Below are 1,409 nucleotides of genomic sequence, written 5' to 3'. Positions count from 1 at the left end.
ACTCCTGAAGATCTATTCGAAGCACAATTAGATATAATTTATGCAGCATAAGTAAATTCAACGATTTAAGTCATAAATACAAATTGGTTCAACTTGTTATTGCAATTGATCGATTTTATTTTTTTATGATTTTATTTTCTTTTAATTATCTTATCACTCCTTTCAACATACAATATAATTGGGGTGATAATTATGAATAAATTTAAAAAACTAATTTACACATTAATTTTTATATTATTAATTGAGATTGCTCTAATCTACATTATATATAAATAACCGAACTTATAATTTGTAATTTTATATAGCAACATTTTATTACTTTTATTATAATATCGTAGCTTTATATATTTCATCAAAAGCGCACAGTTTTTGTACAATCCCACTACTCTTAATATATCTAGGTGCTAAAACTGTATACATTGTCGTACTGAATTCTGGTTTTTCCTCTTCTTCATCCTCTATTAAAAATTCTATGTTTTTAACTTTTATGTTCATACCATCAAAATACTGTTCTAATTTTTCCACCATATTTTTTTTATTAATATATTGAATTTCTAATTTAAGAATGTTAGTATTTTTAAAAAACCTAGATTCAAATGTTTTAAGAAATACTAATACTATAAAAACAACAATGGTAGATAAAATAGTTAAAGTGTAATAACCTAGTCCAACTGCAAGCCCAATGCATGCAACTGTCCATATGCTTGCTGCGGTTGTAAGGCCTTTTATTGATCCCTTCTCGTGTATTATAGTTCCTGCGCCTAGAAATCCTACTCCTGTTATAACTTGAGCCCCTAACCTTCCCACATCTACTTTCATTGCATTCGCTAGTTGTGGATTCGCAATTATCATGTTGGTTGCATCTTGAACTGAATATAATGATATCATAGACGTAATTGCAGCACCTAAACATACTAATATATGCGTCCTAAACCCAGCTGGTCTGTTTTTAAATTCCCTTTCATACCCGATCAAGCCACCAACTATAACCGCTAGTCCAAGTCTTATTGCTACTTCATATACTGACATATACATACCCCCAAACAAATTGTTTCTCTTATATTGTCAATACATCTTCTTCGAAGCTGTTGCGGCTACCCAGGAGATGATTTAACGTATAGTAATTCATTTTTTTTATAATAATTATTACACAATATTATTACGCATTTTAAAACACATTACATAATATTCAAAACATTTCATTATTCCACTGTTTATGTTTTATACTTTTAGTATGTAAATCACTTTTATGACTAATACGATGATATTATAACTTTAAGTTTTCTTGATTTAACCATCAAAAGAACAAAATCTCCCTACGGTCGAGTAAAAACCCTTATGCCAAGCAAATATGATAATCTCATCGTCCTTTGATTATCATATTTGCATCACATTCTGGGCATAGAACA

1 protein-coding gene is annotated in these 1,409 nt (G+C 29.0%); it reads right to left on the bottom strand.

Going from position 1 to position 1,409, the window contains the following annotated elements; translation table 11 throughout:
* Window positions 1-324 precede the first annotated feature (324 nt).
* Window positions 325-1,029 (bottom strand): MgtC/SapB family protein, encoded by a 705-nt coding sequence (locus tag KPL38_RS19230; RefSeq protein ID WP_216290739.1) that lies wholly within the window; start codon window positions 1,027-1,029, stop codon window positions 325-327.
* Window positions 1,030-1,409: the final 380 nt, after the last annotated feature.

The sequence above is a fragment of the Clostridium psychrophilum genome, from assembly GCF_018861705.1.
Taxonomy (GTDB): Bacteria; Bacillota; Clostridia; order Clostridiales; family Clostridiaceae; genus Clostridium_AD; species Clostridium_AD psychrophilum.
The sequence above is the reverse complement of the archived record's forward strand: the minus strand, read 5'-3'. Positions and strand labels throughout refer to the sequence as shown.